The sequence below is a fragment of the Paenibacillus sp. GbtcB18 genome (assembly GCF_019091125.1).
GTDB lineage: Bacteria > Bacillota > Bacilli > Paenibacillales > NBRC-103111 > Paenibacillus_F > Paenibacillus_F chitinolyticus.
Genome location: NZ_JAGXJX010000002.1, coordinates 212,587 through 238,956, shown reverse-complemented (window position 1 = coordinate 238,956; position 26,370 = coordinate 212,587). Strand labels below are relative to the sequence as shown.

Sequence of the window (26,370 nt, the reverse complement as noted above, 5' to 3'; positions counted from 1 at the left end):
CAGGAAGGAGAATACCATTGAGTAAGCGCTTTAACACAATAAATGGAAATGATTTTATGCAGATGGTGTTTGCTGGAGCTGACAACCTTCGCAGAAATGTGGACAGGGTGAACGGTCTGAACGTTTTCCCGGTCCCTGACGGAGATACCGGAACGAATATGAACCTGACGCTTACGTCGGGTGTAGAAGAACTGAAACGCAAGCCGTCCGCACATATCGGCAAAGCGGCGGAAGCTTTGTCCAAGGGGCTGCTTATGGGCGCACGGGGCAACTCCGGCGTGATTCTGTCCCAGCTTTTCAGAGGATTCGCCAAGTATACGCATGATCTGGAAGAGATCGACGTGCAGCAGTTTGCCGCAGCTCTGCAGCAGGGCGTGGACACCGCATATAAAGCGGTCGTCAAACCCGTGGAGGGCACCGTGCTGACCGTTTCCAAGGAGGCGGCGAAGCATGCCGTTGCCTCGGCAAGACGCTGTGCGGACGTCACGGAGCTTGTGGAAGAGGTGCTGAAGCAGGCGAGCGAAACCCTGTCCAGAACGCCGGACATGCTTCCCGTCCTGAAGCAGGTAGGCGTAGTCGACGCGGGCGGACAGGGCCTGGTCTGCATTTACGAAGGATTCGTTTCCGCGCTGAACGGCGTGCAGCAGGAGGATACGTCCTCCTTTATCGTTGCGGATGCGCCCGTGCTGGGGCAGGCCGCCAAGGACAAGGACATTGCAACGCTTCAGCTCGCCCCCGAGGCCCATCACATGGACCGCACGGGTCCCGCGCAGCTTCATATGTCTACGGATGACATCGAATTCGGCTACTGTACCGAGTTTTTGCTGAAGGTCGTTCCCGGCAAGACGAAAGGCCTCGAATTCAACGAAATTAATTTCCGCAGCCAGCTCGGAAAGCATGGAGATTCGCTGCTGGTCGTGGCGGACGATGAGCTTGTCAAAGTTCATATTCATGCGGAATATCCCGGACAAGTCATGAATCTGGCCATGGAATACGGAGATCTGACCCGGATCAAAATCGAGAACATGCGCGATCAGCATTCGCATATCCTGGAAGAAGCGGCTGAGGTTTACGAGCGTGCCGCCGAAGAGGAAGCGCAGCGTTCGGTGGTGCCGGCCGCCAAAGAACTCAAACCGTACGGATTCGTAGCCGTGGCTCTGGGCCAGGGCATTACGGAGATTTTCACAAGCGTAGGCGTGGATGTCGTTTTGTCCGGCGGACAGACGATGAACCCGAGCACGGAAGACATCGTGAAGGCGACCCGGCAGATCGATGCGGAAACCGTGTTTATTCTGCCCAATAACTCCAATATCATCATGGCCGCGAAGCAGGCGCAGGATCTTGTGGAAGACAAGCGGATTATCGTCATCCCGACGAAGTCGATTCCGCAGGGCTTGGCCTCCATTCTGGCATTCCAGGAAAAAGCCGGCGCCGACGTCAACGAACAAACCATGAACGAAGCGATTCAAGGCGTCCGTTCCGGTCAGGTTACCTTTGCGGTTCGCGATACGTCCATCGACGGCATCGAAATCAAAGAAGGTCATTTTATCGGCATTGAGGACGGCAAAATCGTCGTATCCGAACAGGAGCTTGTCGAAGCGAGCCGGAAGCTTCTGGATCATATGATCCGCGATGCCGAGATCGTGACGATCCTGACGGGCGAGGATGCCGGCGACGAGCAGACGGAGCAGCTTACCGCCTATATCGAAGCTCAATATCCGAACGTGGAGATCGAGCTTCATCCGGGCGGACAGCCGCTGTACGCCTATATATTTTCCGTAGAGTAAGAGAGGGGTTTGCATATGAGCCACGTTCGTATTGTAACGGACAGCACGTCGGATATTCCGCAGGCTACCCGTGAAAAACTCGGTATTGAAATGGTTCCGCTCAAAATCCACCTCGACGGAGAAACCTACCTGGATGCGGTTACCCTGGGTGCGGAGCAGTTTTATCACAAGCTGGTCGCCGCTCACAGCATGCCGACAACCTCTCAGCCTTCGCCCGCGGAGTTTCTTGCGCTCTATGAGAAACTGCTGGCCGAAGATCCCGAGGTCAAAATTTTGTCCATCCATCTGTCGTCGGCCATGAGCGGAACGTACCAGTCCGCCCTGCTGGCCAAGTCGATGCTGGACCAGGAAGACCGCGTACAAGTGATTGATTCCAAATCGGCGTGTTACGGAATCGGCGCCCTTGTCGTGGCCGCCGCAGAAGCGGCCCGGGAAGGCAAAAGCCTGGAAGAATGCGCGGAAATCGTGCGGAAAATCCGCGAATCGTTCGTCATCTACTTCCTTGTCGACACGCTTGAATATTTGCAAAAAGGCGGCAGAATCGGCAAAGCATCCGCTTTGATCGGTTCCCTGCTCAACATTAAGCCGATTCTGTCCGTAGACCCCGAGGGAGAAATCGCTTCGGTGGATAAAGTACGCGGGCAGAAGAAGGCGATGGCCCGGATCATCGAAATGATGCGGCGGGACATTCCCGGCGGAGACATTCACATCAGCGTGGCACACGCGAACAACACGGAATCGGCGGAAGAGCTTTACCGCCTTATCGAGCAGAACTTTACGATCAAGAGCATGCAGTACATCACCATCGGTCCGGTTATCGGAACCCATGCGGGACCGGGAACCGTAGCTGCATTCGTGAGTCCGGCCTGACATGAATCTTAACGAAATTCCGGTTACGGAAGTCCGCGGAATCGGCGGACAGAAGGCCGAAGAACTGCAGGCCCTTGGCATTACCCGTGTTGCTCATCTGCTCGAGTACTACCCGTTCCGCTACGAAGATTACTCCATCCGTGATTTGACCCAGGTCAAGGACGGAGAGAAAATTACCGTGCAGGGCAAGATCATGTCCGAGCCTGTCCTGCAAAGATACGGCCGCAAAAACAGGCTTAGCTGCAAAGTGGTCATTGACCACTTTTTTGTTACCGCCGTCTGGTTTAACCGGCCGTTCCTCAAAGAACAGCTCGTTCCCGGGCGTGAAATTGTCCTGACGGGCAAGTGGGACCAGCGCCGTCACCAGATGACGGTTTCGGATTCCGAATTTCCCGATAGGGGAACTTCCAAGACCGGCACTTTGCAGCCGGTCTATTCCGTTGGAGGCTCCCTTACCCAGCATTTTATGCGTAAGGCGACGGCTCAGGCTCTTACCCAGTACAGCGCCATGATAAGCGAAATCATCCCCGCGGAGCTGCTGCGCAAATACCGCTTGCTGCCCCGCAGAAGAGCCATGGAGATCATCCACCGTCCCGAGGGGACGGAGGACGGGAACGAGGCCCGGCGCCGGATGGTGTACGAGGAGCTGTTCCTGTTTCAGCTCAAAATGCACGCCTTCCGGGCTATTACCCGGAACCGTGCCGACGGGCTCGCGCAGCAGGTGGATCTCCCGAAGGTGCGCGCCTTCGTGCGCGGCCTGCCGTTCACGCTGACGCCCTCGCAGAAGAAGGTCATCGCGGAGATCCTGCAGGACATGCAGGAGCCTTACACGATGAACCGCCTGCTTCAGGGCGATGTCGGAGCGGGCAAGACGGTCGTTGCAGCGGCGGCGCTCTACGCGACGGTAACGGCCGGCTGTCAGGGCGCACTGATGGTGCCGACGGAGATCCTTGCCGAACAGCACAACCGCTCGCTGACGGCCATGTTCGAGCCCTACGGGCTGCAGGTCGCCCTGCTCACCGGAAGCACGACCGCCCGCCAGCGGCGGGAGCTTCTCGCGTCGCTGCAGATGGGCATGCTCGACATTCTGGTCGGCACGCATGCCCTCATCCAGGAAGACGTCTTCTTCCGCAAGCTGGGGCTTGTCGTCACCGACGAGCAGCACCGGTTCGGGGTAAACCAGCGCAGCATTCTGCGGCGCAAAGGAATGAACCCCGACGTGCTGACGATGACGGCGACGCCGATTCCCCGGACGCTGGCGATTACCGCGTTCGGCGATCTTGACGTCTCGACGCTCCGGGAGCTTCCGAAGGGGCGCAAACCGATCAAAACGTATTGGGTGCGTCACGAGATGTTCGACCGGGTGCTCGGCTTTATCCGCCGGGAAGCGGATGAGGGCCGCCAGGCTTACGTGATCTGCCCGCTGATCGAGGAGTCGGAGAAGCTGGACGTGCAGAACGCGATAGACGTACATGTCCAGCTTCAGCAGGCGTTCCCCGATCTGAAGGTCGGGCTGCTTCACGGGCGGATGACCGCGGCCGAGAAGGACGAGATCATGCACCGGTTCAAGGACGGCGAGATCCACACGCTCGTATCGACAACGGTCATCGAGGTCGGTGTGGACGTCCCGAATGCGACACTGATGGTTGTATACGACGCGGACCGGTTCGGCTTGTCGCAGCTGCATCAGCTGCGGGGCCGGGTCGGGCGCGGGGAGCACCAGTCGTTCTGCGTCCTGATAGCCGATCCGAAAACCGAAGTCGGCAAGGAGCGGATGCAGGCGATGACGGATACGACGGACGGCTTCGAAATCGCCCGGCGGGATCTGGAGCTTCGCGGGCCCGGAGATTTCTTCGGCACGAAGCAGAGCGGCCTGCCCGACTTCCGGATCGCCGACATGATGGTCGATTTCGAAACGATGGAGCTGGCCCGTGACGATGCGGCGGAGCTTGTGGCGCGGCAGGAGTTCTGGACGGCGGCGGAGTATATTCCGCTTCGCGACTTTCTCCAGCGGGAGCTTATTTTCGACGGAGATATTATGGATTGATCACGACTCAGACGAAAACCGATCGGCGGCTGCCGGTCGGTTTTTTTGTGCCGCGTGATGCTCTCGGTGTGTCTGTTCCCGGCGTCACATGTGTCATGTGGTTGACTGCTGTTCCCGCCGAAGTCGAATCGTTTCTTTGCCGCGCGAGTCAGCCGGGGTCCTGACGGAGACAGGAGCGGCCAGTGAACGTCCTTTTGAATGAGACTGAGATGAGAGTGCGACCCGCTGCCGGGACGGGCCGTAAGCTTTTCCACCCGCAAAATTCAGGCACATCCGGGCCGCTGCCGACATATGTTAGCAGGGATGGATAACGGGGAGGTGTTCAAGTGAGCTATCAGCAATATGGAATCGATCCGGCTCTGGTCGAACGCGTGAAATGGAAAATGAAAAACCCGGAAATTAAAGAACGCATTAAAAGGCTGCTGGAAGGGGTCACGAAGTACGATTTGCAAAACAGGCAGAAAGTCGCCGCTTTCGTCGCCCAGTTTTCCAAAGTGCTGGGCGAACCGCTTACCCAGGCCCAGTCGTCGTCTCTGATTGATTTTGTCATCGCCCAAAAAATCGACCCCAATAACACGTTCCACTTATTAAAGCTGTGGGGAATGTTCCGTTAAAAAGTGCAGGTTGCCCCTGCAAATGAATAGGCGCGGAAGGTTCCGTTATTTTTCGTGCCCATCTACAAAAAAACCGTCTATTCTTCGATAAAGAAGAAAGACGGTTTTTTTGTTTTTTCATTTTTTTTGCCGTAGATTTGTCCGAAAAGCCCTGCTTTAATCCTGGTATTCCGAGCAGTCATTCGGGATTTTACTTTGTCCCCGGAAACCGGACTTTCAATCGCCGATTCTGAGAATATCGTCAAAAGCGAGCCGGCGCACATTTCCCGGCACTTCAAGATGGATTTCCTGCTTCAGAGGGTCGATGCGCCGGACGATTCCGGTTATCTCCTCGTCCTCGAAAGGACCGTAAACCGTCAGGGTAAGCACTCGCCCCGTCGTTTTCGCTTGGGCCAGAAGACTGCCTATGCGCTGGCGCTCTTCGTCTTCCAGCGACGGGTGAGCTCGTCGGTTCAGTTCCCGCTGGTGGCGCAGGTAGGCTTCTTTGTGCTCGGGCAGCATCATGCGGGACGATTCATACAGGCCGTTTCCCTGAAGCTTCTTGCCTGTCTTGGAACCGGTCGAAGAAGAGTTCACTTGTAATGACCTCCGATCTTATGGGATCTGTCTTTGGCCTGACCGGCCGGAGTAGCGGAAACCGCACGCATAATGGCGGTGCTTCCGAACCGCTGCCGGATCGTATCCGTCGTACGCTCCAGAGCGATTTTGCGCTCCTCGTCTCCGAACATCAGCAGCTGGTACTGATCATCGGGCACGAGGTCTCCCAAGGTGACTCCGACCTTGCGCACGGGCAGGCCGTCCCAGTGCTTGCGGAACAGCAGCTGCGCCGTTTCGTAGACCGTATCGGTGAGCTGTGTCGGGTCCGCCAGCTTCATTTGGCGGTAAAAACCGCTCGGATGGTCGTAATCCGCGCCCTGACAGCCGACGGAGACCACCTGGCCCTGGCAGCCTTTGGCCCGGCAGCGCTGGCATACCAGCTCGGAGAGCTCGAGCAGCACGACTTTGATTTCCTCGGCGGTCGCATAGTCGCGGGGCAGCGTCATCTGATGGCCGACGGCCTTCTGCCCCTCGTGAGTCTGAGGGGTTACCGGAGAAGGATCGATGCCGTTAGCTACCCGCCAGATGACTTCTCCGTTGATTCCCCAGCGGGCGCGCAGACGGGCCGGAGAGGTCCTTGCCAAGTCGCCGACGGTAAGGATGCCCATGCGGTTAAGATGCCGGGTCATCCGGGAGCCGATCAGGTACGTTTTACTGACGGGCAGCTCCCAGAGACTGGCGATTTCGCTTTTGGGCAGCTCGTAGATGCCCTCCCGGTTTTTCTTGGCGAAATTGTCGCAGGCCATTTTGGCGAGCACTTTATTTTCGCTGATGCCGACCCGCGTCCAAACGCCGGTTTCCTGCAGCACCTTTTGCTGGATATCTCTGGCGATTTCGACGGGAGCGCCGAAGAGATGCAGGCTCCCCGTCACATCAAGGTACTGTTCATCAATGCTGAACGGCTCCACGAGATCGGTGTACGTTTGAAGAATGGCCGTAATCTGCATGGAGACTTTAATGTACTCTTCCATGCGGGGGCGGATGACTACGGCTTCGGGACATTTCCGGAGGGCTTCGCCCAGCCTTTCGGCCGTTGTGACGCCGTGCGCTTTAGCGAGGGGGCAGGCTGCCAGAATAATCCCGGAACGGCGGGCGGGATCGCCTGCTACGACGACAGGCTTATCGCGGTATTGGGGATGGGCGGCTTTTTCCACGGATGCGTAAAAAGACTGGCAGTCCGCCAGCATAATTACACGTTTGCCTTGCTCAGGGAAGGCGGTCATCGGTAACACCTGCCATTTTGTCGGAATGAGAAAGTCAATTTGAATAAAGGGAACTTGTGTTCGTGTCTGATTCAAACATACACGAACATTCATTCGGTTAACAACCGGTAATGTTTGCCTGCCCGGTGTTTGCGGTGTCGGGCCCGGCGGCAGGATCCAGGTACACCTCCAGCGCGGTAACGATTTCGGCGCGGATCAGCCGCCACAGCAAAGAAAACCGATGGTGATACCCGCGGCATATGTAAGCGACGTTCAACCCTTCTGTGGTGCGCCTTTCCTCGTAAATCCGGATGCCCCGACGGCGGAACTGCTTGCGCAAAAAAGCCATGTCGGCAGTGACGCGATCTTGGATCAGGCGAAGATGGCCGATCAGCGGTTCCGGAAGTTTGCCGGAGCTTTCCAGCAGCGAAATGTTTTTTTCCAGTACGTCTAACAGAACCGGAAGCAGCACATACCGCTTAACGAGCAACGAATCGTCACGGGTTTGCAAAGGCGGCTGCATGATGTCTCACTCCTTGGGTATGGAAACATACGTTCTTATGTAGTATATTCAGGATACCGAACATATATTCGATTTTCAAGAAGAGAATTATTTGGAATTTTTGAGTGGAATTGGCCGCTTTAGCGCTCCTTTTGCATACAGGGGTAAAAAAGAGATCAGGCACAATAAAAAGAGAGTAATAAGTCATTTGATTGGGAGAGTGGACGCATCTTGCGAACATATACGTACCGGCGGCTTCTGTTGGCTCTGCTTCGCAATTATCTGATCGGCTCCGCCATTGCGGTGCTGGGAGTAGGCAGCGTTCTGATCTATTCCACACTGCGGGCGACGAGCCGCGAAATGTCCGTCATGCTGGTTATCTTAGGTGTTTCGCTCTTTGTGATGATAGTGGCCGAACTGACCGTATTTGCCCGTCAGATGAGACCGGTCCGCACGGTTTTTCTCAAACATAGTCCCGCTCTCGACGAAATAAAAGAAGCTTACATACGTCTTCACCGGCTCCCGGTGCTGGCGGTCAAACGGATTTTCGGACCGCACTTGTTCGGAATGGTTCTGCCTGCCGTCGCACTGGCTGCAGGTGCGATCCGTATGGGGATGCTGGAGATCAGTTATTTTGACCTGACGCTCGCCGTTCTCGGCGCTCTGCTTGTGGCGTGCATGCATGCGATGATTGAATTTTTTCTGACCGCCTATTCCATCCGCCCGGCGCTCCGGCATTCGCACGATCTTGCCCGGCGCCTGCACGGCGCGGAGGTGTCTCTGGACGGCAGAGTGTTGTTTTCGATCCGGAAAAAGTTCCAGTGGAGCGCGTTTCTGATCGGTGCCTTCCCGCTTTTTCTGTATTATTTGACCGTTCAGCTTCGTCTGGTCCGGGAGGATACGTCTTTGCTGAAGGATTACTGGAATTGGGATGCCGCGATTATTCTGCTCGGCATTCTGTTCGCTTCGCTGGGCGCCTGGCTGCTTTCCCGGGATATCGAGCATCCCATCGGCCAAATCCACAAAGTCATGGGAGAAGTCCGGGCCGGAAATCTGGCTATCTATGCGCCGGATCTTTATCCCGACGAGTTTTCGCGCCTGGTGGCGGGCTTTAATCACATGGTGGAAGGACTCCGGGAGCGGGACCGGATCAACCACGAGTTGATTTCGGGCTATTTTGCCGCGCTGGCCGCCGCGCTGGATGCCAGAGACGCGTACACGGCCGGACACTCCGAAAGGGTCGCGGGCTATTCCGTCCGGATCGGCAGCCTAGCCGGGTTCTCCGAGCACGACCTGGAGGAACTGCGCAAAACGGCGCTGCTGCATGACATCGGCAAAATCGGAATCAGCGACACCGTGCTGTTAAAAGAGGGGAGGCTCACGGACGACGAGTTTGCCCAAATTCAGATGCACCCCGCGCTGGGAGAACGAATCCTGCGGCAGATCGAGCCGCAGAGCGTGATGGCTCCGTTCCTGCCGGGAGTCCGTTCCCATCACGAGCGGTTTGACGGCCGGGGTTATCCGGACGGTCTCAAAGGCCTGGATATTCCGCTTTTCGGCCGAGTAATTGCCATTGCCGACGCTTATGACGCAATGACCTCGGACCGCCCCTACCGCAAAGGCATGTCCGCGGAGAAGGCGCTGTCCATTTTGAAAGAAGGAAGGGGCGCGCAGTGGGACCCGCACTTCGCCACCTTGTTTATCGGCTGGCTGGAAGAAGGCGGGCCGGATAAATCCGCCGGAGCCGAAAGAACGCGCGAACATGCAGGCTGATTTGCGGGAAAGCGGAAGCCGGAAGGCAGAAAGCGGAAAACGGAAAACGGAAAACGAGGCTTCCGCACGGATGCCGAAAGAACGAAAAGACACATGCACTTTCCGCCCGGCGGATGGGATGTGTCTTTTTGATACACGAGTACCTGCCGGACACGACAGATTGTTGTTTCTAATGAAAGAGATGCCCAGAATTTGGTCCCCGCGGCCGTTTCGCTTTTTATTTGAATTCAACCCGCCGTTGTATTAGGCTGTACATAACTTGTATGAATAAGGAGGAAATGTCCATGTGCGGACGGTATACGATCACGGTAACGGTGGAGGAGCTTATGGCCCGCTTCGGCCTTTTCGATGCGCCGGGCATTCCTTATCATAGACCGAAATATAACGTAGCTCCCGGCCAGATGGTGCTTGCCGTCGTGAACGACGGCCGGAATAACCGGATCGGCGAGCTGAAATGGGGATTGGTTCCCGAGTGGGCCAAGGAAGAAAGCGTCGGCGCTAAAATGCTGAACGCCCGCGCGGAAACGGCGGCCGACAAACCCGCTTACCGCATCCCGCTGCGCCGCAAGCGGTGCCTTATCCCGGCTGACGGTTTTTACGAATGGAAGCGGGAGGGGGGACTTAAGCAGCCGATGCGAATCCGGTTGAAAGACGGCGGTTTGTTTGCGATGGCCGGCCTCTACGACACCTGGCTTTCGCCAGACGGCCGGCGCGTCAGCACCTGCACGGTGCTGACGACGGCGCCTAACCCGCTCGTGGCGGATATTCATGACCGGATGCCGGTCATTCTGCGGCGGGAAGACGAGCCTTTCTGGCTGGACCGGCAAGTTCAGGACCCCGCCGATCTGCTGTCATTGCTCCAGGCCTATCCAGCCTCAGAGATGGAGGCGTACCCGGTTTCGCAGCTGGTCGGGAACGTGCGCAATGACAGTCCGCAGCTGATCGAACCGATCGTGCCGCCGGACAGCCCCGTACAGGAAGGGTGGCTGCTGTAAGAAGCGGCCCGGGCAGGCCGGAAGAACCGCCGCAAACAAGCCGGAGCAAGTGCGGCAAATTTGAATCGGTCTGAACGGGCCCGCACAAGTCCGAACCGTGTAAATACCGTGCGGCGCAGCCGCTGTACAGTATCGGTCCTTGCGAAGAGCATGACTTTATACGGGAGCGCTCAGCTTGCCCGTTAAACAGCGAAAAAGCCGGGATCCTCATGTGAAGGATCCCGGCTTTTTCGATTGATTTTACTCCGCGGCGGGTTCGGATTTTCCGGCCGGCTCGGCTTTTTTCCGTTCGGTCAGTTTGATTGTCGGTACGGCAACCGTCAGCACGGCTCCCAGTACGATGAAAATCAGCGCGAACAAGTAGACGGAATGCAGAGAGGAGACGAGCGAATTTTTCAGAATCGGAGCAATGATCTTCAAGAACTCCGCGGGCATCTCCTTCATGGCTTCCGGGCTGAACAGGAACGTATACAGCCCTTGCGGATTCGTATGAATCATTTCCGTAAATTTGGCCACCAGTTCCTTCGCCTGTTCGGGAAGCTTTTGCAGCACGGGGACAAGCGTATCCGTCAACTGGTTGGTCGATTTATGGTTCATAATCGCCCCGAGGATGGTCATCCCGAACGTTCCGCCGATGGAACGGAAGAACTGGCTTGACGAGGTGACGACCCCTAGTTCCGATTTCGGGAACGATTCCTGGAGAACGAGGGTAAGGATCGGCATCACAAGCCCCATGCCAAGACCGATTACGAACATAATCAAGGTAGCGGTAAGCTTCGTCGTATCCATGCTCATCGTTGTCAGCAGAAGGAATCCCGCAGCCATCACGATCATGCCGATGCTGATCTGGACTTTCGGCCCGATTTTGTAGACGATCTGTCCGCCGATGATACTCGCGATGATCATGGTAATCATCATCGGGGTCATGATGGTGCCGGATGCCGAGGCGCTGACACCGACAACCCCCTGCATGAAGAGAGGCACGAAAATAATGGCGCCGAACATGCCGATGCTCATCAGAAAGCCGATGCCGTTGAGCACGGTGAACGTACGGTTTTTAAACAATCGCACCGGAAGGATCGCTTCCTCCGTGCGGGATTCGATTATAATGAAAGCAGTGATGGCGATAACGGCGAGAACGAACAGGCCGATAATCTGCCAGGACAGCCACGGGTACTCGCTGCCCCCGAAGCTGAGACCGAGCAGGAGACTGACGACCCCGACAATCATGGTGAACATGCCGGCTACGTCGAACTTGACGGGCCCTTGTGCTTTGTGCTTGTTGAGGCCCATGGCGATAAAGATAACGGCGATAATCCCGACGGGCAGATTGATGTAGAACACCCATCTCCAGTTGAGGCCGTCCACGATCCAGCCGCCGATTTGCGGGCCGATTACGGAAGCTAGCCCGTAGAGGCCGCCGAAAACGCCCTGCCATTTGGCGCGCTCCTTGCCCGTGAACAAGTCTCCGATAATAATCATCGCCATCGGCATCATAATACCGCCGCCGATACCTTGGATGCCGCGGTACACGATAAGCTGGGTCATGCTGTCCGTCGTTCCGCAAAGCGCCGAGCTCGCCATGAATATGACAAGTCCCGTCACATAAATGACGCGGCGGCCCAGAAGGTCGGCCAGTTTACCGGCGATCGGCACAACCGCGGTGGAAGTCAGCATATAGGCGGTAGTCAGCCATGTCATATAACCGAGACCGCCGAGTTCTCCGACGATCCGCGGCATAGCCGTGCCTACGATCGTTCCTTCCAGGGCTCCGAAAAGCATGGCGATAATCAGACCCGCTATCAGCATGCCCCGGTGTTTGGTCATTTCTTGCCCGTGTTGCTCCAGTTTAAGTGGTTCTCCCATTGTTTAAACTCCGTTTCTTTATGGTTTGCAGCATTTTCCGTTGTTATCATCTTCGTTTCCGGCGATATTTTGCAGCTTCTCGGAAATTTTCATCAGCGACTCCAGCTCGTCCGGGTCAAGCCGTGAATAATACTGTTTAATGACTTCGAAGGATTTAAGCTTCGCTTCTTTGAGCACGCCCTGTCCGTGTTCCGTAAGGGATACCATTACGACACGGCGGTCGTTCTCATCGTGATGCCGGACGACAAGCTTGTTCTGTTCCATCCGGTCGATCATGACGGTAATGGCGCTGGGCTTCACTTCCATCATTTCAGCCAACTGGGTGATTTTACCCGGCCCGGTCTCCGAGATCCAGTTCAGTACGTGAAATTGCGGGCCGGTCAGTCCCATTTCTTTAAAATGAGAAATCTGAGGCCCGATCCGTCGGTAAAAGGACATCGTAGCCCGCAAAATCCGGGCTACGTAATCTTCGTTATCAAGCACGGAAGATAGTCTCCTCCTTTCAGCTTCGTAAAATTATTTTCACTAGTCATTATTTAAACTATATAAATATTAAGCTGTGTATATAAAAAAGTCAACAATCATGCTGTTAGCAAAAAACGGAGCGCTCTCCCGGAAAAGAAGCAAAACGCTATCCCGATGTGATACAATGAAAAGAGCAGGTATAGTTGCGGAGGGTGTAGATGAGAACGACGATAAACCAACACAGAAAACCGGTATGGATCGGCTCCCTGCTGGGCCTGTTGACCGCCTGCATCCTAATCGGACAAGCGTACGCTTTTCTTTGGACGGAGCAGCAGAAGGCAAACAGCCGGAACCATCTGTTCTGGGATTCGTATTTAAACGCCATGTATGGTGTCGATAAAAATTGGTCTTCCGTAATTAAACAGTTAAAAGAAGATTCAGACCCGCAGCGCTTGGCCGGAGAAGCCGGTCTTCGCTTGTACAATGCCGATCAGAAGCTGCTCTTCGACGCGGCTGCTTCGTCTTCTTCCGATAAGGAAGACCCTGCAGCCGGCCGCATTGACCTGCGAACCGTTAAGGACGGCAGCCGGACTCTGGGTTATTATAGTTTGCCCGCCTCGCCATTTCATCATCCGGAGCCGCCGTTTTGGGCGGCCGTTGTGGCGGGCTCCCTGCTCGTCGGAGCTGCATCCGGTCTCTATCTGAAGCGGCGGGACAACCGGCTTCAAGCGGTGCTCGACCGTATCCTCTTCCGGCTTGCCGTTCTGGCGAGGGAAGACGGACCCGTGCTCTCCTTCAGGCGGGCCAAAGAAAACGGGGGCACGGACCTACACGCCAGAACGGCGGAAGCCGATGCCCTGCTTACGGGCATCGAGGACAAGCTGAGGCAGATGGAAACCGTGAGGCCGCGCATGGTCGCCGATCTGACCCAGGAGCTCAGGCGCCCGCTTACGGTGCTCCGCTCCAGCCTGGAGCAGGCGCAGATCGAAGAGAAGAGACTGACGACCGACAAGGCGGCGGTACTCTTCGAGGAAGTCAGCCGCATGTCGGCGCTCGTGAACGACATGCAGCAGCTCATGCTCGCCGAATCCGGCCATCTGGAGCTGGAGCGGCAGTGGTTCTCGCTGCGGGCGAGCCTCGATCCGCTGATCGCCCGCCTGGAGGCGGAAGCGCGCGCTTCCGGCATCGAGCTGCGTTACTCGCCGTCCAGAGAGGTCAGCCTTTACGGCGACCGCCACAAGCTGGAGCAGGCGTTCGGCCATCTGCTCGGGAACGCCGTACGGCTGGCTCGTTCGTCGGCCTCCGCATCGGTTACCGTCAACGATCTGGAAGTGACCGTCACCGTCCGTTACGACGGAGCAGGCCTTACGCACGACGAGATTCCACATCTGTTCGAGCGTTTTTACCGAACCGCTTATCCGTCGGCCGCCGCGGCTTCCGAACCGGGGCTGGGCTTCGGGATGGCGCTGGTCAAACAGTATGTGGAGGCCCACAACGGAAGTGTCCGGGTCACAAGCGAAGCGGGTCAGGGAACGTCTTTTACCGTTCGTCTGCCTATATTTACCGGAACTTAACCGGATAGAATAAGGGCTGCGGGCATACCTTCAAATGAGGAGGGACGACGATGAGCTACCTTAAATTGCTTCAAATTTACGAAAATGACGGGATGACGCCTAAACGCGCCACCTCATTCCGATACGATCAAATGCTCGGAACCATCCTGCAAGAAATGAAGCCCACGGAAGTGGGAAGCTCCATGGTACTCTGCCGGGTGGACGATTTCCGTTCCTTTCAGACAACCCGGGTTCAAGCCATCGACCGGGACGGATCGGAGTTCCGGGTGCTCACCCGGAACACGATCTACCACTTCGAGATCGTGGAAAGCCGGAACGTTTCCCCGGCTTCACGCCGCGCGTTATGCGAGACTTCGTGAAGCGAAGGGACGATCACGGGCATTCGCCCAAACGCATGCGGGTGCTCGGTGATTCGACGCTGAGCCGCATGAGCGGAAACTTACGAGCGGTGTGCAAAAACGCCTCCCAGCCGATTCTATCGGGCTGAGAGGCGTTTTTTTTGTCAGACGCAGGTTACTCGGCGGAATGGTGTGCCTCGGCAGGGGCGCTCTTTTCGCTGAAAAAGAGCTTCATCATCGGCGGGGTGACGATAGTGGTCACGAGAACGACCACGACGATAACCGCGAACATTTCTGCGGAAAGCAGCCCGGACTCCTGACCGATGGCGGCAATGATCAAGGCGACTTCGCCGCGGGATACCATGGCAGCGCCGATGGCCAGTGAACTGCGCCACTTGAATCCGGCGAGTCTGGCGCCGATTGCGGAACCGGCCAGTTTCGTCGCGATGGCAAGAAGACTGAGGATCACGATAAGCCCGATCGAAGAGGAGATTCCTTGAAATTGCACGGTAACCCCGATGGACGTAAAGAAAACGGGAACGAAGATGGAGTAGCCGATCGTCTCCACTTTTTCGAACACTTCGTGCTTGTAGTTCGTCAGGCTGATGGCAACTCCGGCGATATAAGCGCCGATAATGGCCGCAACTCCGGTGTATTCCGCCAAATAAGCGTAACCGAAGCAGATGATGAGAGCGGCGGTGATTACCGTCTCCGTAACGCGCAGAGGAGCGAATTTTTTCAGAATCCAAGGGACTGCCTTCCAGGCGAGCAGAAGAGCCACCGCGAAGAAAGCGACCTTTTTCACGACAATCATGCCCAGATTTACGTCTCCGCCCGCCATGCTCATCAGAAAAGCAAGCGCGATAATGACCAGCACATCGTCGATGACGGCCGCTCCGAGGATCGTCGTTCCTTCTCTGGATTTCAGTTTGCCCATCTCCTTGAGCGCTTGGACCGAAATACTGACGCTGGTAGCGGACAGGAGAAGGCCGAGAAACGAAGCTTCCAGCGGAGATTGATTCAGCAGAATGCCGGCGAAATAACCGAGGCCGAACGGGACGATAATGCCGGCAACCCCGACGTAACCGGAGGCTTTGCCCGTACGTTTAAACTCCTCCGTATCGGTTTCGAGACCTGCGATGAACATTAGCAGAATGACCCCGATTTGACTGATTTCCTGCAGCACATCCGTATTCGTCACAACTCCGAGAAGATTCGGTCCCAGCACAATCCCGACAAGAAGCTTTCCCAGAACCGAAGGCTGCCCCAGCCTTACACTGATATCCCCGGCCAGTTTCGATGCGAGCAGAATAATAGCCAGTTGAAAAATTAGCACGTGCCGCCTCACACTCCTTGTTGTTCTTATTGTAGTCCCGGAATCCGTAAAAGCATGCAAAAAGAGCCCGCTACCAAAACCCGCTATGTAGACATAGCAAGGCCTTGGTGACAGGCTCCTCCGGGAACTGCAATTTTAAGTTGCTACAATTATACATCGGGGGGCGGGCGAAATCAATGGAAACAGATGGGGCGGACAGTGGACGTTTACAGAAGCCTTTTTTCGCAAGTCGCATCAAGTCGTGGTATAATTTAGGAAATAAGGTGTGGAAAGGAAGATGTTTGGGTGAAAATAGTCAGGGAAGTATTGGGTTGGGCCGGTTCTATCGGCATTTCGTTCGCTCTCGTTCTGTTTATCGGTATTTTCGTTTTTCAGCCTTACAAAGTCGACGGACATTCCATGGATCCCACGCTTCAGGATGAACAGCGCATTTACATCTCGAAGCTGACGCATACCTTCGCCCAGGAACCGGCATACGGGGACATCGTCGTGATCGACAGCCGGGTGGACCGTCCCCGCACGTTTAAGGACAGCTTTATGGAGCAGCCGGTCATACAATGGATTGCAGGCAGCGCGAAAGAGAAGACTTTTTTCGTCAAAAGGGTGATCGGTAAAGCGGGGGACGTCCTGGAATTCAAAGATCATCAGGTATATCGGAACGGCCAGGTGCTGTCCGAACCGTATTTGAAAGAAACGATGCAGTTCGTTTCGGATAAGAAATGGACGGTGCCCGAAGGTCATGTTTTCGTGATGGGAGATAACCGCAACGACAGTTGGGACAGCCGCAACATCGGATTTATCCCGCTGGATCATGTGATGGGTGTCCAAAAACTGCCGTAACCGCTTGCGGAAGCATCGGCAAAGATCTGCTTGCAAGCGGCGGCTGATACCGGAAAGGGGCTTAGTATGAGAACACCTACGGATGATACGGCCTGGTACAGTTATCCCGGAATGGTGGCCGTCGTGACTTCACGCTATGGAGGCCGGCAAAATGTGATGGCTTCCGGGTGGCACACCTATATAGGCTCCTCTCCCGGCATATACGGAATTTCTTTGAGAAAAGAGACGCATACCTACTCGCTGATAGAGAAGAGCGGCGTATTCGGTGTTCATTTTCTTCCGGGTTCGAAGTCGGAGCTCATACAGGCGGTGGGAACGTTCAGCGGAAGAGACATGGACAAGTACAAGGAACTGGGCATTGCTTATGACAACGGACTTGCGGCGGATATTCCTGTTTTGAGGGATGCGTATTATGCCTACGAGTGCAGAGTCATGGATATCCGGACTTACGGGGACCATGAATGGATTGCCGGAGAAATTCTTCAGCGGTATAAGGATGAAGAATTGTTTTTGGACAACGGGCTGCCTGATTTGGGCAAGCTTCAAATTCCTTTGTGCATGGGAAGGTCGACCTACCGTATCGTGCAGGAAAACACGAAAGAAGCGCGGCATCTGTTCGGATAGGCCCGTTCGTACATAGGAGAAAAAACAAACCGCCCCGCTTAGCGAGGCGGTTGTTCTGTTTGCGGTTTGCGGTTGCTGCAGGAGCGTAAAGGCCGGTCCGGGACGTCCGGAAAAGATTCAACGGACCGCCTTTTGGAAGAGGCTAATATAAAAATTCGGCGCGACTTCAAGATCCCGGTCATGCTTGTACCCGTTTTTGGCATAAAGATTTTTCGCCGGAACGTTGTCCTTTCCCGTCGCTACTGTAAATAGGGAGACGTGGCCCATGTCGGACTCCAATGTGTTTAAGAGCTGCTGGGCGATGCCTTTTTTGAAATGATCCGGGTGGACGACCATCCGGCAAATCGTAACCGTTTCTTCTTCGACCGTGCAGGAAACGGCTCCGACAAGCTGATTATCGAGGAAATAGCCTCTAAATTGTTCGCCGCATGCCAGAAACTCCTCGAACGTTTCTTTTAACGGCGGAATCTCATAGAAATTAATAAGTTTAGCTTCAATTAAATAAGATTCCCGTTGTAATTCGTACAGGCTGCGTACGAGCCCGGTGTCGTTAAAATCAATGGTTCGAATGATGCCTTCGCTCAAAATGGTCACCTCATAAGATTGTTTTAATGATTCTTATCATACGGAGCGGGGATTTTAATTTACATGGAGGCTTTAACTATAACCAATTTTTCCGGTTTACTTTACAGTCTGAATGAAAGTAAAACCCCCGTGCCATTAGGCCGGGGGGGATTTTTAGATAGAAGTATCAACTTGGAACTCAACTTTTTTATAACCGTCCAGCTTATCCATAGATACGAACTGAACCGTTTTACTTTCACCTTTTTTCATCCCTTCAACGCCGCCTTGTGCGATCCCTAGACGTTTTTCGTCCTTATCATAAAGTACCGCACTCAGAATGGCCGCTTGAATATCTTTATCTCCGGTATTTTGTACTTTAGCCGTTACCATCCACATTCCGGCCGATTCTTTTACGGATACTCCCGTAATTTTAAAGTCTCCAGCCGTATACTCGCCCTCTTTGGCTTTAGGAGCTTCGGTAGGTTTTGTTGTAGCTTCCGGAGTCGCTTTAGGATTTTCGCTAGGAGCGGTACTAGCAGTCGGTGCCGTTGTCTGTGATGAGGTATTAGCCGGTTGTTCTGAACTGCAGCCAGCGGCTAAAACCAGGGCGGCGACGGATACAAAAAGAATCTTCTTCATTTTCTCCCCCTATGAACGTAAACCATATTTAAAATACAACTGCCAGTTTACCAGATGCAGGGAACTATATCCATATGATTTGAGACTTTCTGTATTATACGAAAATGCCCCCGCGCCTATTGGCCGGGAGCTTTTTTTCATCACTTTCGAGGGACGAATCGAAAGATTGAATATTTCTCGGGTTCACCGGTTTTCCTTATATATTCTTGTGCTTCAAGTTCGGTGAGACATTCGGCTACTACTCGATTTGATCGAATAATAATGTATGGCAAGTGACACACCTCTATCTAATTTATTCGTTCCACCCCTGTAACAATAAGAGCAGGATACCAAACGCGTAACATAGCAGGCCCAAGGCGATCATATGGCCGCCGAGTTCGCCTTCGTCGAACCTCTTTCTCATTTTCAACCGCCCTAATTCGTTTGCAGTAATTGTAAACCATTTGACCTTATTGGGTCAAAACATCCGTATGGAGAGAGAGCATAAATCGCTCTACCACCACTTACCTTGTTCGTCCACCCATTCATAAAGGTCATCAATACTGCAATCGAGGATTATCGCGGCTTCCTTTGATTTGGTCAAAGACAAATGTCGATCTCCTTTTACGACCTTATGGATAAAGGCATCCGAAACATCGAGTCGTCGGGCTAGTTGAGTTTGTGTCATTCCGGCTTGCGCCAGGAGTTCGGGTAAGCGGCTCCTCTCAATCCGGAGCGCCAAAGAAACGTACCTCCTTCGCGAACAAATTCATGGTGTCTGGTAAATTGTATCATGCTTATTTCAAACAGGTAAACGACCCTGTCAAATAGGTGCATATCTATAGAAGAAACGGTAAATTTTTTTATATGAACAAAAGCGCATGGCACAGCAGAAAACAAATGACTTGCCGCCTTTTTTGCCGTTTTTGACGTTTAGAGTGAAATAAAATCAGCCTAGATTATTTGAAATATCCTTGATTTACTTGTGTTTTAAAATAAAAATCGGCCCCCGTATCACTACGAGGGCCTTTCATGGGAGAGGAGAAACCGGACGAAGAGCTTATGGGGAAACGTAAGTCTTCTCCGCGGTTGTCTACGACACTTTTGATGTCGATAATTCAAGGATATCCGAAAAAAAGACAGGCTATACCCGGACAGGAAATTTTTTTCAAGCCTTTTTGTGCAACGAACAAAGATTGTGGTACGATAACAGAAAACCGACAAGAACATGACAGTGGGGAATTCAGCGCATGAGAGTAATTTCTGGAAGTGCCCGGGGCCGTTCTTTAAAAGCCGTACCCGGGATGAGCACGCGTCCGACGACCGACAAGGTCAAGGAGGCGATCTTTTCGATGATCGGGCCTTACTTTGACGGGGGCGCGGGGCTGGATCTGTTCGCCGGCACCGGCGGCCTCGGGATAGAGGCTTTGAGCCGGGGGCTGGACACATGCATATTTATCGACCTGGAGAAAAAAAGTCTGGATACCGTGCGCCACAATCTGGAGGTTACCGGATTTACGGATCGTGCGGAAATATACCGCACTGATGCGGGACGGGCACTGAAAGCTCTGGAAAAACGGGGGAAGCAGTTCGGGCTTGTTTTCCTGGACCCGCCTTACCGGTTTAAAATTACCGGAGAACTTATGCTAAAGATGAAGGGATCGGGACTGCTCGAGCAGGGGGCGACGATCGTGGTGGAACATGACGCCGCGGATAAGCTTCCTGAGGTTTTCGAGGGTTTTGTCATGCAGCGGCGAGCCGATTACGGGGATACGGCCGTGACCTTGTACACTTTTGAAAACACCGGGCTGAACTGAACCGAACATGAAGAAGGAGCTGACACAGCTGTGCATCAGGAAAAACCACGCTTGAAAATAGCGGTTTATCCGGGAAGCTTCGATCCCGTGACGAACGGCCATTTGGACATTATCCGCCGGGCGGCAAAAGTTTTTGACAAATTAATCGTAGCCGTACTGAATAACACGTCGAAAAATCCTTTGTTTTCGCTGGAAGAACGGATTGAGCTTTTAACAAAAGTAACAAGGGACATTCCGAACGTCGAGGTGGACGGGTTCCGGGATCTTTTGATCAACTACATGGAATCCAAAGATGTACATATTATTGTCCGGGGACTTCGGGCGGTCTCCGATTTCGAGTACGAGCTGCAGTTGTCGACGATGAACAATAAATTAAATGAAGAAGTCGAAACGTTCTTTATGACCTCTTCGCCGCAGTATTCGTTCCTCAGCTCCAGCATTGTAAAAGAAATTGCCCGTTTTCACGGTCCGGTTTCCCATTTTGTTCCCCGGGAAGTGGAAGAAGAGCTGAAATTGAAATTTGCCGCAAGCACACGGCAACCGTAGGACCAGGAAGGCTGCCGGGCGCAGGCTTCCTCCTCCTTTTATGGGCTTGTCAGGCTTTAGGTCCCGCATGGAGTCTTCGCTGCGCAAATGCATGCAGTGCGTAGGACAGAATGCAGCCCGCAGCCAGCACGAGCAGAAGAAGGCCAAGCTGCGCGAAGGCAGGCATCCAAACGCTTAAGGAAGAAAACAAAAACCTTTCTCCTGTTTCAGCTATAGGGGGGAGTGTTCCCGAGACTTCGAGCGTTTGCCGCCCGGAAGATACAGTTGGAAACAACCCGCTTGTGAAACGCCATAACAGAAGAACAAGCAGGTATGAAAAGCAGGCATGAAGCAGGCGCGCCATCAGAAAAGGGAGATACCGCAGACCGGCGCCGTAGGCGGCGCTAAGGGCCTGGGCGTGGGAAGATAACCCGCCGAACCCGAGAAAAGCCGCGATTAAGGCGAGTTTGATGCTCTGTGGCAGTGCCTGTTCTCCGGCCGCGGCATGAGCGCCCAAGTGAAGCTCGAACAAGCCGGAGGCCAGATGATGCAGCAGGTCAGGCCCTACGGGCAGTCCGAGGAGTCCGCCGGCGGCTTGGAGCATATCGGGCATTGTCAGCATGTGAATGATGACCGAAAAAATCATAATATAGCCGCCGATGACCATCAGCGACTGCACCGAAGCCGTGACGGCCTCGCCGAGCAGTTGGCCGAACGCGCGGCCGTCCTCGCTGCGGGCGCGGGCCAGGCTGCCTGCGGCCTGCCGCCACAGGGGAGCGCCGGAAGCCCGGCTCCCGGCCTCGCGGCGCTTAACGGGCGCCGCCTCGCCGCGGCCGGGCGCAGGCGAGTCCGCCCGCACGGCACGCCCCGGCGCGTCGCCCGGCCCCGCGTGCGTGCGGGCAGGCTCCCCGGCGCCCCCGGCGGCGGCTCCCCCCGAATCCCCGGCTCCGTCCGCGGATTCGGGCTGTCCCGGCGCGGGCGCACCCGCCGGCTTCTTCTGCCGCGGCAGCACGAAGCCGAGCAGCAGCGCGCCGCCGTAATGCACGCCGGCCAGCAGCAGCCCCAGGCGCGGGCTGTGCAGGAACCCGGTGCCGATCACAGTGACGATCAGCACCGGGCTTGCCAGATGCGACAGCGCCAGCAGGCGCTCGCCTTCGCCGCGCGTAAGCAGCTTCCGGCCGCGGAGCTTGGCCGTGAAGAGGGCGCCGCTCGGAAAGCCGCCCAAGGCTCCCGCGGCGAGCGCCAGGCCGCCCGTGCCCGGCAGACGGAGCAGGAGCCGTGCGAGCGGCTCCAGCAGGGTGCCGAGGGCGTGCACGACACCGAAACCGAGCAGCAGCTCGGTAAGAATCATAAACGGCAGCAGCGCCGGGAATACGATGTTCCACCAGATCGTGATGCCCTCCAGGGATGCCTGGAGCGCCTTGTCCGGAAAAGCGATAATCGACGCGACCAGGGCGGCCGCAAGACTGCCGAGCAGGAGCGTGGTACGATACCCGCTTCCGCGGTGCGTTAGGGATTTCGGCATGTAAACACCTCGATTCGTTTGCTACATGTGTACGCCGGACCGAAGATGTTTAGACCAAGCCCGCCCCGCATACACTAACAAACATCCATTCTCCGATTTTCGGAAACGGAACGGGAGGGAACCCTTGAAATGAACGACAAAGATCATGAAAACCAGCGTTACACCGAAGATAGGGAACAAGAAGAACGCGAACGGGAAGCCGGCTTCGAGAACGGGGACGAAGTCCGGGAGAGCCCCGTCATCCGCAGGGCGCGTCCGCAGAGGGGTTCCAGACGTTTTTTTACGTCGCTTCTTGTCGGATTTCTCTGTTTTGTTATCCTGTTTTACGTTCCCCTGCCCTTTTTTATTTATATGCCCGGTTCGGCTGAGGCCGTTCACCCGATGGTCAGCGTTCCCAAGAGCGACAATACCGATGAGAAAGGCTCGCTTATGCTCGTTACGGTCCGCGTGGCCAATGCGAACGTGGTGACGTATCTGTGGTCCCTGGCCAACAAATATGACGAACTTCAGCTTAAGAAAGACGTCCTCCGGGGGATGTCCGAGAAAGATTACAGCCAGCAGCAGCAGTTCGTCATGCTGACTTCCCAAAGCGACGCAATCCAGACCGCTTACAAGAAGGCGGGCGTTCCTTTCCATATAAGAGGGGAGGGCGTCATGGTTACGGGCCTCTCGCCAGGTCTTCCCGCGGAAAAAGTCATGCAGGCCGGAGACAAGGTCACCAAAGCGGACGAGAAGGACATCAAAACTTCTCAGGACCTTTTCGCCTTTTTGGAAAATAAGAAAGAAGGAGACACCGTTACGCTGACCTTCATCCGTGGGGATAAAGAGATGACGGCTCCGCTCACGCTGGCCAAGCTGCCACCCGATAAAGACACGGGCAAGAGCCGCGTGGGAATCGGGATTACGATGGCCGAAATGCAAAGTGTCCAGGCGGACGATCCCTCCAAGCAAGTGACCATTAAAGCGGGCGAAATAGGCGGGCCTTCGGCAGGTCTGATGTTTTCCCTGGAGATTTATAACCAGCTGCTTCCCGAGGACATCACGAAGGGGCACAAAATCGCGGGAACCGGAACGATCGACACGGATGGCAAAGTAGGCGTTATCGGCGGAATCAAGCATAAAGTCATCGCGGCCGACCGCGAAGGAGCCGAGATCTTTTTTGCTCCCCAGGATCTCAAAACAGACAAAGGCACGATCTACAATTATACGGATGCTTTGGCCCGCGCCAAGGAAATCGGAACGAAGATGAAGATCGTTCCCGTCGAGACGATGGACGACGCCCTAAAGTATTTGGCGGAGCTTCCTCCGAAATGATTGACAAACCGGAAGAATAATAGCTATAATTATCTTTGTTTGTTTGAGGTGATAAAAACATGTGGATTCAACTGAAAGACATCATGGTCAAAGGACAGCCTGTTGCCATCCGCGAATTGCTTAACAGTGAAACGCTGCTGAAGGGCCGCAAGGATATTTTGTCCGCAGGACCGATCGTTACGGATCTGGAGGCGAAAGCGGCGTCCGACGTCGTGGAAGTAACCGGCCGTGTTTCCGTCGAGCTTGAGTTTGGCTGTTCCCGTTGTTTGACTCCGTTCAAGCAGACGTTGAACATTCCCTTTCGGGAAATTTTTACTTCGAAGCCGGAAGTGGAAGCGCAGGCTTCCGAGGATGAGGACGAGATCGTCCATCTGGTTCGCGAAGATAAAGTGGAATTGAACCCTTACATTGAAGAGAATATACAGCTTGAGCTGCCGCTGGCGCCGGTTTGCCGGGAAGACTGCAAAGGGCTTTGTCCCGAATGCGGAACGAACCGCAACGAACGCGACTGCGGCTGCAAGAACGAACGGATCGACCCGAGACTGGCCGGTCTGGCTGATTTTTTCAACTCGTAGGGATATGGGGATTACGTTAAGGAGGTGGAATTCATGGCAGTACCGTTCAGAAAAACATCCAAAACCCGCCGCGACAAGCGCCGTACCCACTTCAAATTGGAAGTTCCGGGCATGGTTAAGTGCGAGCAGTGCGGAGAACTGAAGCTTTCTCACCGCGTTTGCAAAAACTGCGGCACATACAAAGGCAGAGAAATCGTACAAGCTTAATTTTATTAAGCTGACAAATAGTACTTCATCTTAGGTGAGGTGCTATTTTTTTTGCCCAAAAGCTGGGAGCGAAACTCCGGTAAAGGGAGGAGCGGGGCGGATTTACCCGCAAGGCTTCCCTTTTGTACGCAAATTATATATACTACTTTTAGTACTAGGTAATAAGAGGAGGCCATATTACCGGCCGTCTCCACAAGCAGGGTGGTGCTTGTCATCGAACGTCTTCCGAAACGCACTCGTCAGCAGCAGCTGCTGCAGGCAATTGAAGATAATCCGTTTCTGACGGATGAAGAATTAATGCGCAAGTTTCAGGTTAGCATTCAAACCGTTCGACTGGACCGTCTCGAGCTGGGGATACCCGAGCTGCGCGAACGGATCAAGCATATGGCGGAGCGTTCCTACGACCAGGTGCGTTCCTTGCCCATTGATGAAGTGATCGGGGAGATCATCGATCTGCAGCTTGACAAGAGCGGCATTTCCATGTTTGAACTGACCGAAGACCATGTTTTTTCCCGTACGAAAATCGCGCGTGGGCATCATATTTTCGCTCAGGCCAATTCGCTCGCCGTTGCGGTCATCAACGATCCGATCGCGCTTACCGCTTCGGCCGACATCCGGTTTATCCGCTCTGCCATGCTTGGCGAGAAATGTATCGCGAAAGCGTACGTCAAGTCCCTGTCGAAGGGAAAAGCCAAAGTGGAGGTGCAGACGTTTATCGGAGACGAGGTTGTTTTCGAAGGCAGCTTCGTCATCTTTCACTCCAAGAAAGAACAACTACGAACAGAAGGTGGGCAAGCCAATGCGGATCGCAATTGACGCAATGGGCGGCGACCACGCCCCGGCAGTCGTCGTGGAAGGGGCTCTGGCGGCAGCCAAGGAATGGGCCGATGTCGAGCTTCTGCTCGTCGGCGATTCGGCGAAGATCGAGGCGCTGCTTACCGAGCGCCCCTCGAATCTTCGCGTTATCCACGCCTCCGAGATCATCGAAGCCGAGGACGAGCCCGTCCGGGCCGTCCGCCGCAAGAAGGACGCCTCGATGGTCGTCGCGGGCCGGCTGGTCAAGGAAGGCGAAGCCGACGCGATGATTTCGGCCGGTAACACCGGCGCCCTTATGACGACGGGGCTTCTCGTCGTCGGCCGGGTACCCGGCATCGAGCGACCGGCTCTCGCGCCGATGATCCCGACGCTGGACGGCAGAGGTGTTCTCGCGCTTGACCTGGGAGCAAACATGGACTCCAGTCCGGAAAATCTGCTCCAATACGCCATTATGGGCAGTATTTACAGAAGCAAGGTTCACGGCATTGACCGTCCGCGCGTAGGTCTGCTGAACATCGGCACGGAAGCGAAGAAAGGGAATGAGCTTACGAAGGCGGCGTATCCGCTGCTGGAGCAAGCTCCCGTACATTTCGTGGGCAACGTCGAGTCCCGCGACATTCTCCACGCCACATGCGACGTTATCGTGTGCGACGGATTTGCCGGCAACATTATGCTGAAAACGATGGAGGGGACGGCACTAGCCATTTTCTCCGCTTTGAAAACCGAACTTACCCGTACGACGCTGACCAAACTGGCCGCGGCCGTGCTGAAACCGGGCTTGTCCGCTTTCAAGGAAATGTTCGATTACACGGAGCACGGAGCGGCTCCGCTGCTCGGATTAACCGGGCTCGTGCTAAAAAGCCACGGCTCGTCCGACGAGAAGGCGATCAAGAACGCCGTGCGCCAGGCGAGAACGGCGCTGCAGAACGACTTGGTCGGCGCAATCGCTACTGAAATCAAGAACGGGAAGTGAGTGGTC

The 26,370-nt window shown here is 55.0% G+C and carries 27 protein-coding genes; 17 read left to right on the top strand and 10 right to left on the bottom strand.

Annotation, left to right across the window (positions count from 1 at the left end; translation table 11 throughout):
* Positions 1-17: 17 nt before the first annotated feature.
* The 4 genes from KVT34_RS06355 to KVT34_RS06340 all read left to right on the top strand — a co-directional run bounded on the left by KVT34_RS06355 (position 18) and on the right by KVT34_RS06340 (position 5,318).
* Entirely contained in the window at positions 18-1,787 is a 1,770-nt protein-coding gene (locus tag KVT34_RS06355) for a DAK2 domain-containing protein (RefSeq protein ID WP_217557654.1), read from the top strand.
* 15 nt (positions 1,788-1,802) lie between these two features.
* Positions 1,803-2,657 (top strand): DegV family protein, encoded by an 855-nt coding sequence (locus tag KVT34_RS06350; protein ID WP_217557652.1) that lies wholly within the window; start codon positions 1,803-1,805, stop codon positions 2,655-2,657.
* Between the two features lies 1 nt (position 2,658).
* The gene (gene recG / locus KVT34_RS06345) at positions 2,659-4,704 is read left to right on the top strand and encodes an ATP-dependent DNA helicase RecG (protein ID WP_217557650.1); all 2,046 of its coding nucleotides are present in this window, start codon (positions 2,659-2,661) and stop codon (positions 4,702-4,704) included.
* Between the two features lie 326 nt (positions 4,705-5,030).
* On the top strand, positions 5,031-5,318 hold the full coding sequence (locus KVT34_RS06340) for a stage VI sporulation protein F (RefSeq protein ID WP_042232734.1): 288 nt from the start codon (positions 5,031-5,033) through the stop codon (positions 5,316-5,318).
* 216 nt (positions 5,319-5,534) lie between these two features.
* Here KVT34_RS06340 and KVT34_RS06335 read toward each other — a convergent pair whose 3' ends face one another.
* From KVT34_RS06335 to KVT34_RS06325, 3 genes are all read right to left on the bottom strand, one after another.
* Positions 5,535-5,894 carry a YolD-like family protein gene (locus tag KVT34_RS06335; protein ID WP_217557648.1) on the bottom strand — a complete coding sequence of 120 codons (360 nt, stop codon included), beginning with the start codon at positions 5,892-5,894 and terminating at the stop codon, positions 5,535-5,537.
* Positions 5,891-7,138, bottom strand: a complete 1,248-nt coding sequence (locus tag KVT34_RS06330; protein WP_217557646.1) for a DNA polymerase IV — start codon at positions 7,136-7,138, stop codon at positions 5,891-5,893. The genes KVT34_RS06335 and KVT34_RS06330 overlap by 4 nt, the downstream gene beginning before the upstream one ends.
* Before the next feature lie 97 nt (positions 7,139-7,235).
* The gene (locus tag KVT34_RS06325; protein WP_217557644.1) at positions 7,236-7,640 is read right to left on the bottom strand and encodes a YhjD family protein; all 405 of its coding nucleotides are present in this window, start codon (positions 7,638-7,640) and stop codon (positions 7,236-7,238) included.
* 210 nt (positions 7,641-7,850) lie between these two features.
* On the opposite strand from KVT34_RS06325, the gene KVT34_RS06320 reads away from it, so the two are divergent.
* Together KVT34_RS06320 and KVT34_RS06315 are read left to right on the top strand one after the other, a co-directional pair.
* Complete coding sequence (locus KVT34_RS06320) at positions 7,851-9,392, top strand: HD domain-containing phosphohydrolase (protein WP_217557642.1); 1,542 nt, start codon at positions 7,851-7,853, stop codon at positions 9,390-9,392.
* Between the two features lie 284 nt (positions 9,393-9,676).
* Positions 9,677-10,387: an SOS response-associated peptidase gene (locus tag KVT34_RS06315; RefSeq protein ID WP_217557640.1), complete on the top strand. Its 711-nt coding sequence runs from the start codon at positions 9,677-9,679 to the stop codon at positions 10,385-10,387.
* Positions 10,388-10,627: 240 nt separating this feature from the next.
* Here KVT34_RS06315 and KVT34_RS06310 read toward each other — a convergent pair whose 3' ends face one another.
* A complete protein-coding gene (locus tag KVT34_RS06310; protein WP_217557637.1) occupies positions 10,628-12,253 on the bottom strand; it encodes an MDR family MFS transporter in 1,626 nt (541 codons plus the stop codon).
* Positions 12,254-12,271: 18 nt separating this feature from the next.
* A complete protein-coding gene (locus tag KVT34_RS06305; RefSeq protein ID WP_217557635.1) occupies positions 12,272-12,736 on the bottom strand; it encodes a MarR family winged helix-turn-helix transcriptional regulator in 465 nt (154 codons plus the stop codon).
* Positions 12,737-12,936: 200 nt separating this feature from the next.
* Between KVT34_RS06305 and KVT34_RS06300 the strand changes: the two genes are divergently transcribed.
* A complete protein-coding gene (locus tag KVT34_RS06300) occupies positions 12,937-14,292 on the top strand; it encodes a sensor histidine kinase (protein WP_217557633.1) in 1,356 nt (451 codons plus the stop codon).
* 50 nt (positions 14,293-14,342) lie between these two features.
* Positions 14,343-14,651 (top strand): hypothetical protein, encoded by a 309-nt coding sequence (locus KVT34_RS06295; RefSeq protein WP_217557631.1) that lies wholly within the window; start codon positions 14,343-14,345, stop codon positions 14,649-14,651.
* A gap of 154 nt (positions 14,652-14,805) precedes the next feature.
* On the opposite strand, the gene KVT34_RS06290 is transcribed toward KVT34_RS06295, so the two are convergent.
* Positions 14,806-15,966: a cation:proton antiporter gene (locus tag KVT34_RS06290; RefSeq protein WP_217557629.1), complete on the bottom strand. Its 1,161-nt coding sequence runs from the start codon at positions 15,964-15,966 to the stop codon at positions 14,806-14,808.
* 285 nt (positions 15,967-16,251) lie between these two features.
* Here KVT34_RS06290 and lepB point away from each other — a divergent pair, with 285 nt between their 5' ends.
* Positions 16,252-16,806: a signal peptidase I gene (gene lepB / locus KVT34_RS06285; RefSeq protein WP_217557627.1), complete on the top strand. Its 555-nt coding sequence runs from the start codon at positions 16,252-16,254 to the stop codon at positions 16,804-16,806.
* Between the two features lie 66 nt (positions 16,807-16,872).
* Positions 16,873-17,430, top strand: a complete 558-nt coding sequence (locus KVT34_RS06280) for a flavin reductase family protein (protein ID WP_217557625.1) — start codon at positions 16,873-16,875, stop codon at positions 17,428-17,430.
* Between the two features lie 117 nt (positions 17,431-17,547).
* Here KVT34_RS06280 and KVT34_RS06275 read toward each other — a convergent pair whose 3' ends face one another.
* The 3 genes from KVT34_RS06275 to KVT34_RS06265 form a co-directional block, all read right to left on the bottom strand.
* On the bottom strand, positions 17,548-18,015 hold the full coding sequence (locus KVT34_RS06275) for a GNAT family N-acetyltransferase (RefSeq protein WP_217557623.1): 468 nt from the start codon (positions 18,013-18,015) through the stop codon (positions 17,548-17,550).
* A 153-nt stretch (positions 18,016-18,168) separates the two neighbouring features.
* The gene (locus KVT34_RS06270) at positions 18,169-18,633 is read right to left on the bottom strand and encodes an FxLYD domain-containing protein (RefSeq protein WP_217557621.1); all 465 of its coding nucleotides are present in this window, start codon (positions 18,631-18,633) and stop codon (positions 18,169-18,171) included.
* Positions 18,634-19,126: 493 nt separating this feature from the next.
* Positions 19,127-19,354, bottom strand: coding sequence for a helix-turn-helix transcriptional regulator (locus KVT34_RS06265; protein ID WP_217557619.1), 228 nt, complete (start codon positions 19,352-19,354; stop codon positions 19,127-19,129).
* 508 nt (positions 19,355-19,862) lie between these two features.
* Here KVT34_RS06265 and rsmD point away from each other — a divergent pair.
* Together rsmD and coaD are read left to right on the top strand one after the other, a co-directional pair.
* Entirely contained in the window at positions 19,863-20,429 is a 567-nt protein-coding gene (gene rsmD, locus KVT34_RS06260; RefSeq protein WP_217557617.1) for a 16S rRNA (guanine(966)-N(2))-methyltransferase RsmD, read from the top strand.
* 30 nt (positions 20,430-20,459) lie between these two features.
* Positions 20,460-20,975, top strand: coding sequence for a pantetheine-phosphate adenylyltransferase (coaD, locus tag KVT34_RS06255; protein WP_217557615.1), 516 nt, complete (start codon positions 20,460-20,462; stop codon positions 20,973-20,975).
* A 49-nt stretch (positions 20,976-21,024) separates the two neighbouring features.
* On the opposite strand, the gene KVT34_RS06250 is transcribed toward coaD, so the two are convergent.
* Positions 21,025-22,479 carry a sporulation protein gene (locus tag KVT34_RS06250; RefSeq protein WP_217557613.1) on the bottom strand — a complete coding sequence of 485 codons (1,455 nt, stop codon included), beginning with the start codon at positions 22,477-22,479 and terminating at the stop codon, positions 21,025-21,027.
* Between the two features lie 129 nt (positions 22,480-22,608).
* On the opposite strand from KVT34_RS06250, the gene KVT34_RS06245 reads away from it, so the two are divergent.
* The 5 genes from KVT34_RS06245 (at position 22,609) to plsX (ending at position 26,364) form a co-directional block, all read left to right on the top strand.
* Entirely contained in the window at positions 22,609-23,793 is a 1,185-nt protein-coding gene (locus KVT34_RS06245; RefSeq protein WP_217557611.1) for a SepM family pheromone-processing serine protease, read from the top strand.
* A 59-nt stretch (positions 23,794-23,852) separates the two neighbouring features.
* Positions 23,853-24,368, top strand: a complete 516-nt coding sequence (locus KVT34_RS06240) for a YceD family protein (RefSeq protein ID WP_217557608.1) — start codon at positions 23,853-23,855, stop codon at positions 24,366-24,368.
* 33 nt (positions 24,369-24,401) lie between these two features.
* Entirely contained in the window at positions 24,402-24,575 is a 174-nt protein-coding gene (rpmF, locus tag KVT34_RS06235; RefSeq protein WP_009673368.1) for a 50S ribosomal protein L32, read from the top strand.
* Between the two features lie 201 nt (positions 24,576-24,776).
* A complete protein-coding gene (fapR, locus tag KVT34_RS06230; RefSeq protein WP_217557606.1) occupies positions 24,777-25,391 on the top strand; it encodes a transcription factor FapR in 615 nt (204 codons plus the stop codon).
* The gene (plsX, locus tag KVT34_RS06225; protein ID WP_217557604.1) at positions 25,375-26,364 is read left to right on the top strand and encodes a phosphate acyltransferase PlsX; all 990 of its coding nucleotides are present in this window, start codon (positions 25,375-25,377) and stop codon (positions 26,362-26,364) included. The genes fapR and plsX overlap by 17 nt, the downstream gene beginning before the upstream one ends.
* Positions 26,365-26,370: the final 6 nt, after the last annotated feature.

Excerpts from the sequence above, each read along its gene's own strand:
- KVT34_RS06350 (WP_217557652.1), top strand. The coding sequence starts at position 1,803 with ATGAGCCACGTTCGTATTGTAACGGACAGCACGTCGGATATTCCGCAG.
- recG (WP_217557650.1), top strand. The coding sequence starts at position 2,659 with ATGAATCTTAACGAAATTCCGGTTACGGAAGTCCGCGGAATCGGCGGA.
- KVT34_RS06330 (WP_217557646.1), bottom strand. The coding sequence starts at position 7,138 with ATGACCGCCTTCCCTGAGCAAGGCAAACGTGTAATTATGCTGGCGGAC.
- KVT34_RS06325 (WP_217557644.1), bottom strand. The coding sequence starts at position 7,640 with ATGCAGCCGCCTTTGCAAACCCGTGACGATTCGTTGCTCGTTAAGCGG.
- KVT34_RS06315 (WP_217557640.1), top strand. The coding sequence starts at position 9,677 with ATGTGCGGACGGTATACGATCACGGTAACGGTGGAGGAGCTTATGGCC.
- KVT34_RS06310 (WP_217557637.1), bottom strand. The coding sequence starts at position 12,253 with ATGGGAGAACCACTTAAACTGGAGCAACACGGGCAAGAAATGACCAAA.
- KVT34_RS06300 (WP_217557633.1), top strand. The coding sequence starts at position 12,937 with ATGAGAACGACGATAAACCAACACAGAAAACCGGTATGGATCGGCTCC.
- KVT34_RS06295 (WP_217557631.1), top strand. The coding sequence starts at position 14,343 with ATGAGCTACCTTAAATTGCTTCAAATTTACGAAAATGACGGGATGACG.
- KVT34_RS06280 (WP_217557625.1), top strand. The coding sequence starts at position 16,873 with ATGAGAACACCTACGGATGATACGGCCTGGTACAGTTATCCCGGAATG.
- KVT34_RS06270 (WP_217557621.1), bottom strand. The coding sequence starts at position 18,633 with ATGAAGAAGATTCTTTTTGTATCCGTCGCCGCCCTGGTTTTAGCCGCT.
- rsmD (WP_217557617.1), top strand. The coding sequence starts at position 19,863 with ATGAGAGTAATTTCTGGAAGTGCCCGGGGCCGTTCTTTAAAAGCCGTA.
- KVT34_RS06250 (WP_217557613.1), bottom strand. The coding sequence starts at position 22,479 with ATGCCGAAATCCCTAACGCACCGCGGAAGCGGGTATCGTACCACGCTC.
- KVT34_RS06245 (WP_217557611.1), top strand. The coding sequence starts at position 22,609 with ATGAACGACAAAGATCATGAAAACCAGCGTTACACCGAAGATAGGGAA.
- KVT34_RS06240 (WP_217557608.1), top strand. The coding sequence starts at position 23,853 with ATGTGGATTCAACTGAAAGACATCATGGTCAAAGGACAGCCTGTTGCC.
- rpmF (WP_009673368.1), top strand. The coding sequence starts at position 24,402 with ATGGCAGTACCGTTCAGAAAAACATCCAAAACCCGCCGCGACAAGCGC.
- plsX (WP_217557604.1), top strand. The coding sequence starts at position 25,375 with ATGCGGATCGCAATTGACGCAATGGGCGGCGACCACGCCCCGGCAGTC.